This window comes from uncultured Oribacterium sp., from assembly GCF_902481605.1.
Taxonomy (GTDB): Bacteria; Bacillota; Clostridia; order Lachnospirales; family Lachnospiraceae; genus Oribacterium; species Oribacterium sinus.
In genome coordinates, this window is the sequence record NZ_CABSXI010000085.1 from 1 (window position 1) to 7,878 (window position 7,878).

The window sequence follows — 7,878 nt, forward strand, 5'->3', positions numbered from 1 at the left end:
CCATAGTAATATCCTCCTGATTTCGGCATGCCAGAACCTCCCTGTCCTATGCAAATCTTCTTTTCCGGCGCCAGAAAAGAAGAATTTTCTTTGCCTGTTCTTGTCTTTCGACGAATTGTGCCTTTCGGCGGTTACGGTCCGAAGACCAATGTCCTCTCCCTTCGGAAGAGATGCTCCGTAGCAAGTTTTTTTGTTTTATTCTTGTTACAGTATATATATCGGAGACAAAAATTAAATAATAAGTATTTTCCTTGAATTTTTTTCAAGTTTTTTTAAAGCCATTTCAAGGCTCTTTAAAGAACGAAAGATTGTATGCTTTGCGAAGATAGTCTTAAGCATAAAAAATGCGAAAAAAGAAAGCTCTCATCGCATATCTTCTTTCGCATTCCAATTCTTAACGAATATCTCTAGCGTAGCATCTGCTATCTCGTTTATTTCTCATCCTTTGGGAAGGACCAGGATTTCACACTGACTTCCTTTCCATCCACCTGGGCTGTATCTATTTTTCCTCCGCTCTGGGGCGTCTCCTCTAAAGGAGCAGCTTCTTCCTCCGGAAGCATTGCGGAAAGCATAGCCAGTGCCAGTCTTTCCTGTTCTTCCGATAAACCGGCGGCACTCTTATTGCTCTCTGCATCCTCTGAATTAGCCTTCTCTTCTTTTTGGATAGCCTCCATTTTTGCAAAGGCCTCCTGCAGTAAAGCCTCCGTTTCAGGACTTAATATAGGCTCTGACTTGGTTTCGCTTCTAACTTCAGGGCGCTTTTCTTCCTTGGCAAGACGGGGAGGCGCTTTGAAGTCCCATAGACTTCCTTCTGTTTCCTGATTCTCATCCTGCTCCAAAGGAAGATCTTCTTCCTCCACCTCTTCCTGTAAAAAGGCGGTATCTTTGTATAATGGAAGTTCTTCCTCTTCAGCCTCGCTTTCCCCGACACTGTTGGTCGTGGACAAGGCCTCGGACTCGTTATTTCTTCTTCCTTTATAGAAGAGTTTCTTTCTGCCGTTCTTTCGGAAAGGATCATCCTGATAGCTCATGGCCTCAATGGAGCCTACTCCGCCGGTGCTTTGTCCCTTGGTCTCCGAAGACTTCTCGCCACCGTTCTCTCCCTTTTGTTCCTCAAGCTTATCCGGCAACATCATAATACGGATCAGCTTGAAATCTCTCCTGATCCAGTAAAGAGGCAATAAGAATGGCGCATTCTCCAATCCGGGATAGAGGCTCTTCATATAGGAGCTTTCCGGGAAAATCCAACGAAGCTGCTTTTTTATGCCGTCAAAGCGATTCTTCCATTTTTCCTTCCACTTTCTCCACTTGGCTGCCCGTTCTTCTTTATTTTCCGCATCCTTAATGGCTTTACGAAGCTTGGCCGCCTCCGGAATGCTGTCCGCTCCCACCATACCGTTGGAAAGAATACGACTTTCCATGTCATCAAAGAGACTGATGCTGTCCTTCGGATAGGGGAACAAAGAATCCTTACGACTGCTGAACCACATATCCGCCATATGCAACAAGGATTGAGACAACAAAGAAATATCCAACTCCTTGATTCTGGCATCCAGAAATTTCTTATTCATATCCTTATGGAAAAGCTTATAAAACAGATAAAGATCCAAAAGCTCACGAATCTTTAAGCTATCTGTGCAGAAATGGTAGCAAGCCTCCGCCATGCGGAACATATAGCTGCTTTCCAAAGACAGAACCTTTAGTACCGGGTACTTCTTGTCCGGATAAGCTCTGTCCAGCAGAGACTTCATGTGTTTTTTGTAATTCTTGGTCAGGAAGGGCAAATGATGGTAAATCTCCACCTGAAAGCCTCCCGCCCTCTTCATGTGCTCTCCAAAGCCGGAATAGAACTGATCCGTCTCATAGCCCAAGTCAAAAAGATAGCCTCTGGCCATATAATACCGTTCTTCCGGAATATAAAGGCGAAGAGGGGAATTGGCCGCTGTTTCCGGCAAATGATAGAGTCGCCGTACAGCTGCACTTTCCAAAACCACCGCCGGAACCTTTACCGCCTGAAAAGCCCCTAGAATTTCCAACTCGGAAGACTCATAAATCTCACCGTAGCGAACCGCCTCCTGATAACGATGGAAAAATTTTTCACCGAACAAAGAGGGCACTCTGGCACCTGCGGAAAGCATCCCCAAGTAAATTCCCGAAGCTAGCTCATGGTAATCAGCGATACGGTAAAGTCTGCCCCAGTTCATTCTTCGCATCACCGGGAAGGAATCATCCTGTCGTAAAGTACTCCCCAATAAATTAATTAAAAACTTACCCTCATATACACTACGATTCATCGCCGTCCTTGCAATCCTTTCTCATCCTTGAACAACCTGCTGATATTTCAATTTTTACTTATCTTTTATTTCCTTCGTTAGAAAATAAAGCTATACCACTTCTTCCTTTAGCTCTTCGGGAATCTGCTCCCATAAAAACTTCTGGGTTTGTAATGCCTGGGCTGTGATCCTTGCATCTCTTTCTTTAATGAAACCTATGGATTCCTCAATCTTCCCTCTTAATTCCAGAATTCTTCTTTCCAGAAAGGGATAGCCGGCACTATGTTTTGGATCTTCCTGTAGAAGTCGTTGAAAAGTTCTTCTTAACTCTTCTTCCTCTTCCACTAAAAGATTCATCTCCACCCAGTTATTTTCCAACTTATTTAAAGCTTCCTGCCGCAAATCCAATAATAAGTCCAGACTCACATTGTCCTGTCTTTGCATGGCTTCGGAAAGCTCATCAGTCTCTTTTTTTAATTCGCTGACGATATTATATCTTCTCTGAAATAGGCTAGCAAGCTTTTCCAGCTGCGGATTCTCTTTTCTCTCCATGATTCTTCCTTTCCGTGACACAGAAGAAAGGAGCTGCATAGGCAGCCCCTTTCTTATCCCACAACCTTCGCTTCTTTTGGGATATGAGTATCTCTGGCAATTTTACTTGCCCCCAGGAAGCCGTCACGCAAATCGGATAAAATGTCAACCAGCTTGGGAAGCTCCTCTTGTCTTCTCTCTCTTCCGGCCTGTACCAGGCCTAAGTCAAAGGTAACAAAGTCATATAGTCTTGCCAAATCTCTACTGATAGGTTGCTCCATATCCAAGGTATTGTGCAAGTAACGAATAATCTTAGTGGTTTTCTTTAAGGCTTCTTCAAATTTCTCATAATTTTTATCTTCCAAAGCAAAAGTTGCTTTCTTTAAACACTTAATAGCCTCATCAAAGGTTAAAACCAACAGTTCCCCCTGACTCATCTGCATAATACTCTGCTCTAAATACTTCTTTTGATAATCGTTCATACAATCTCCATTTCCAAAGGTTTTTATCCAGCGGAACAAATATTTTCAACTCCGAAGATTTCTTCTTATTGTCTTATAATATGTCGTCCGGTCTATGGAAATGTATAAAGGATTTTTAGAAAAAATAAAGGAATCTGATGATATTTCCTACGTAGAATGCTTAGGCTTAAGACCTTGCTGCAAGCTTTGCCTGCTTTTTTGCTTCCAGATGAGAAACCACGATGGTACAAGCCGCATCTCCTGTAATATTTACAGTGGTTCTTCCCATATCAAAAATACGGTCTACGCCGGCTACCAAGGCGATACCGTCCACCGGAAGCCCCACAGAAGTAAGCACCATAGCCAACATAATCATACCGGCTCCGGGAACACCTGCGGTTCCAACGGAAGCAAGGGTTGCCGTTAAAATAATGGTCAGCATCTGCCCAAGAGTCAGATGAATACCGTAACAGGAAGCAATAAAGATTGCGCAAATTCCCTGATAAATCGCAGTTCCGTCCATGTTAATGGTGGCTCCCAAGGGAAGTACAAAGGCAGCAATTTCCTTCTTAGCCCCCAATTTCTCCGTACACTCCATATTAATAGGAAGAGTTCCCACAGAGGAAGCGGAAGAAAAGGCAAACATAATAGCCGGAAGCATTCCTTTAAAGAACTTTATCGGAGAAAGACCTCCCATAAGCTTTACGGTAAGGGAATACACTACCACGGCATGGGCAACATAGGCAATATAGGCCGCCAAAAGTACCATGGCCAAAGAGCCGAGAATCTTCGGTCCGTTTACCGCAATAACCGGACAAAGCAAACAGAACACACCAATCGGAGAGAGGCTTAATACCATTTCCATACACTTCATGAAAATAGCATCAAAATCATTGAAGGCACTGACCACTCTATGAGTTTTCTCTCCTACCAAAATAATAGCGAAGCCCAAAATCAGCGCCATCACAATAACCTGTAGCATATTGGCTTCCACCATGGGCTGGACGAAGTTGGAGGGGAAGATGTTTACAATGGTGTCCATTAAAGACAGACTTCCCTTGACCTCATAGCTTAAATCCGCAGTGGCTACCACCGGAAACAGATTATGGAAAATGCTTCCGAAAAACAATCCGATACTTACCGCAAAAGCAGTGGTACATAAGTAAAACACCACCGTTTTCAAGCCTACGGAGCCCACCTGCTTAATATCACTCATGGAAATAATACCGCACATAATGGAAAACAGAACCACCGGCACCACAATGAATTTTACCAAGTTCAAGAAAATTGTTCCAAAGGGCTTAATATAATTTTCCGCAATATTACTATGTCCCTGTAATAATAAGCCAACGATAATCGCCAAAACCAAAGCAATAAAAATCTGCATCGCTAAAGATAATTTTTTCTTTTCTTTCATTTTTTCTCCTTTCTACAACTCTATTTTTCACAAAGCTTAGATTTTACTGGATTATCCCGTATTTTGTAAAGGTGAACTTTGCACAAAAAAAGAGTTGCAAAAAATCAAAATAAAATTTCAGACCTATATTGCTTAGAAATTTTTTGATTTTTTACAACTCTATTTATTGACTTCGCTTAGCGATTTACAATCCGCTTAAGTAAGAGGACTGGGTATTCATCTTACTGATTAACTTCTCCAGCTGAGAGAACTGCTTGATATAACGATCCTGCTGATTGCTAAGCATGGTCTTAAACTTTTCAATAGCTTCGGAATTTTCCTTTAACTTTCCATAAATAACGGAAGAGGTGTTGGAAAGGGTAACCTTGTTGGAGCCGGCTTCTTTAATCAGCTCTCCGTAAGATCCGCCATTTCTGGAAGCATAACGAGTAGCATATCGGGAAACCGTAGTTTCTACAATCTTTGCCAGACCTTTTGAACCGTTATGACCTGTCATCACCTTAGCAACCTTCTCCGGTTCTGTTTCCATAGCTTTTTTGAACTTTGTTTCATCAAAGCTAAGCTTTCCACCGTCAAAGGAATCCGTAGTCATAGAAAGTCCCATCTTCTCCATATCCTGATAGTCCAAACCTGCAACCTTTAAATCGGACATCATCTGAGTCATAACTGTCTGCAAAGAGTCACTGAAGTTTCTGATGGAGCTTTCTCCGTAAAGAATTCCTTCCTTTGCCTTCTTTTCCCAGTTTTCAATGGATTTTTCGCTCATTTGGTTCTTCTGAGCTTCTGTCAAAGGATCATATCCGCTGGAACGTCTGGTCTTTGCATGGGTATTTACAGAGCTTACCAGGTCGTTGAACTTCTCCACAAACTTCTTCATGGTTGCAGCAGCCTTGTCCACATCCGCCTTAGAAGTAAAGCTTACCTCCTTGGAGCTGTCAAACTTGTAGGAACCATCCGGCTTGGTTACCGCATTTCCGGAAGCATCCAGCTCTACACCGAACTTTCCGCTGGCAGTGATTTTCACACCGTCAATGTTAAAGGTATTGCTGGAAGAAGTAATGGTTTCATTGATGCCGTTACCGTAATCAAAAACCATTTCCGCATCGGTACCGTGGTTTACCTGTCCGCCACCGCTGGCAGTTGCGCCAAAGAGCTTATCCTCAATGTCATTGGCATTGTTTGCATCTCCCAAAGTGATGCTTCTTCCGGAACCGGTTTCGCTGTGAATCAACACGAAACGTCCGGAACCTTCCATATAGCTGGCTTTTACACCTGCATCGGAATCGTTGATTTTCTTCAACATATCCTGTACGGTGCTGTCTGAGGTAATTCCCTTAATTTCTTTACCGTTAATCTTGAACTTGGAAAGAGCCTCATCCAAGCCTGCTTTGTTTCCTACATAATCGGAAAGTCCCAACTTATCCAGATTATCCATGATAGAACTGCCGGTGGTAACCTTGTTGGAAGCATTCTTGCTAATCTGCAGGTTCGCTCTTACCTGAGCATCGGAAGAGCTTACGGAGACAGTATCCTTTCCGTTGGCACTGTTAAAAGTGATGCTTCCTGTAGAAGAATCCACTACAATCTTTCCTGTACCGAAAGCATTGTTAAGGTTTTGCTGAATAGCATCCTTTACCGCATCCAAACGACTCTGGTTGTCACCGGCACTTGTACCGGTGTGAGCCGCCTCAATGCTTTGCTTCTGGGCATCGGTCAAAAGAGAAATCTCCTGACTGCTTCCACCGTAGCTGACAGTGAGCTTTTGATCCTTTAAGTAATCCAGCATACCGCCCTGCTTAACGGAAGAAGAAGTAAACTTTCCTTCTGTCTGGGCACTGCTGTTAAAGGCTGCAAGCTTTACACCGTAGGCATCGGAACCGGTTACGGTAGGAGCAGTTCCCGCAGCAGGTGCCTTATAACCTAAAGCATCTAATGCGGAAGAGCCTGACTTAATCACATACTGAGAACTTCCCCCATTAATCTGGATATAGTCCTCACCGGGATTGGAGCCCTGGTGATAACTGAAGCTTAAAAACTCATTTTCTCCAAGCTTTACATTCCCCTGCTTAGCAGCCTTATTCAAATCGTCTACTAACTTCTGCTTATCACCGGTATAGTCGATTTCTACAGTCTTTCCATCGTCATCCTTATAGCTTGCAGGAAAATTAAAGCTGGCCTTTTCTTGGAAGACACCCTTGGTTGTATAATTACCAAATTGTAAAGATTTACCCACCAGATTGCTGGTTTTGACATTACCGACATTAGCCAAAGCATCTGCAGTAATTCCGGTTTTAATGGCGGAAGCACTGCCCTTCACATCGGAAACAATGGACTCGGAGGTTGCCAGCTTGGTAACTGCCTTCACCTTCAAGTTCTTTGTTAAATCCGAATGACCGGAAGCGGTAATAAACTTGGTTGCCGCAGCGTCTCCCTGTGGATTTACTACACTGGATTCATACAATTCCGGACTTTTGATAGAGTCACTGGATGCAAAGGACAAAAAGTCATCCTGCAATGCTATAGTCTTATCGGATAACTCACGAAATGCCTCTTGTCTCCATTCAAGTCTTGTGGTCTCCTGCTTCGCTTTGGTAAGTTTAAGCTGAGTACCCTTTGTTGCCTGTTCAATTAATGCGTCACGGTCAATTCCGGAGGACATTCCTCCAAAACCACGGAGGGCAGTATTTCCCAAACTGGAGCTGCCGGACGTTGAATTTGTTGATAAACCTGACATGATTCATCCTCTCTCTCTTTAGTTTATCGAGCTAGCAGGTCTTTTTGGAGAAAGTCCACGCCTTTAGAGAAAATGAAACTTTCCCTAAGAATCTTTCTCTCTCTGAAAAGCCATGGGAACGTCGGACTCCCTTCCACACCGTTCTTTCTGCTAACTTATCAATACCAATATCGGCGGTTTTCCGAGAGTTTATAAGGATAGAAAAGCCAAGGGAAATGTAAGGGATTTTTCCATCCTTTCCCAGCGTATAACTCTGAAATCGGGGCACGCTCCCGCTAACCTCGCCTTGACTGAGCAGTGGTTTTTGATAACCACTGCTCACTTTGCTTCGCAAAGCAAATTCCTTCGGAAATTGGTCTGCATCAGGACGACTTTTCTAATGAAAAGTCTGTCCTTACAGATACTAAGCTTCAAGCTTCGCTTTGCTCGCTTTCAGCAAGTACCGGCGGGGCTCAGATTGCC

5 protein-coding genes are annotated in these 7,878 nt (G+C 43.4%); all 5 read right to left on the reverse strand.

The genetic code is table 11. The annotated features are described in order from the left end of the window. Positions 1–431: 431 nt before the first annotated feature. The 5 genes from RDQ32_RS10250 to fliD all read right to left on the reverse strand — a co-directional run bounded on the left by RDQ32_RS10250 (position 432) and on the right by fliD (position 7,416). A complete protein-coding gene (locus RDQ32_RS10250; RefSeq protein ID WP_308580378.1) occupies positions 432–2,294 on the reverse strand; it encodes a nucleotidyltransferase family protein in 1,863 nt (620 codons plus the stop codon). Positions 2,295–2,384: 90 nt separating this feature from the next. After that, positions 2,385–2,825, reverse strand: a complete 441-nt coding sequence (locus RDQ32_RS10255; protein ID WP_308580379.1) for a hypothetical protein — start codon at positions 2,823–2,825, stop codon at positions 2,385–2,387. Positions 2,826–2,878: 53 nt separating this feature from the next. Beyond that, on the reverse strand, positions 2,879–3,286 hold the full coding sequence (locus tag RDQ32_RS10260) for a flagellar export chaperone FliS (RefSeq protein WP_308580380.1): 408 nt from the start codon (positions 3,284–3,286) through the stop codon (positions 2,879–2,881). Between the two features lie 166 nt (positions 3,287–3,452). Beyond that, positions 3,453–4,682, reverse strand: a complete 1,230-nt coding sequence (locus tag RDQ32_RS10265) for a dicarboxylate/amino acid:cation symporter (protein ID WP_308580381.1) — start codon at positions 4,680–4,682, stop codon at positions 3,453–3,455. A 184-nt stretch (positions 4,683–4,866) separates the two neighbouring features. Next, positions 4,867–7,416 carry a flagellar filament capping protein FliD gene (fliD, locus tag RDQ32_RS10270; RefSeq protein ID WP_308580382.1) on the reverse strand — a complete coding sequence of 850 codons (2,550 nt, stop codon included), beginning with the start codon at positions 7,414–7,416 and terminating at the stop codon, positions 4,867–4,869. Between the last annotated feature and the right edge of the window lie 462 nt (positions 7,417–7,878).

What these genes read in the sequence shown, in the direction of transcription:
- RDQ32_RS10250 (WP_308580378.1), bottom strand. Translation starts at nt 2,294, where the DNA reads ATGAATCGTAGTGTATATGAGGGTAAGTTTTTAATTAATTTATTGGGG.
- RDQ32_RS10255 (WP_308580379.1), bottom strand. Translation starts at nt 2,825, where the DNA reads ATGGAGAGAAAAGAGAATCCGCAGCTGGAAAAGCTTGCTAGCCTATTT.
- RDQ32_RS10260 (WP_308580380.1), bottom strand. Translation starts at nt 3,286, where the DNA reads ATGAACGATTATCAAAAGAAGTATTTAGAGCAGAGTATTATGCAGATG.
- RDQ32_RS10265 (WP_308580381.1), bottom strand. Translation starts at nt 4,682, where the DNA reads ATGAAAGAAAAGAAAAAATTATCTTTAGCGATGCAGATTTTTATTGCT.
- fliD (WP_308580382.1), bottom strand. Translation starts at nt 7,416, where the DNA reads ATGTCAGGTTTATCAACAAATTCAACGTCCGGCAGCTCCAGTTTGGGA.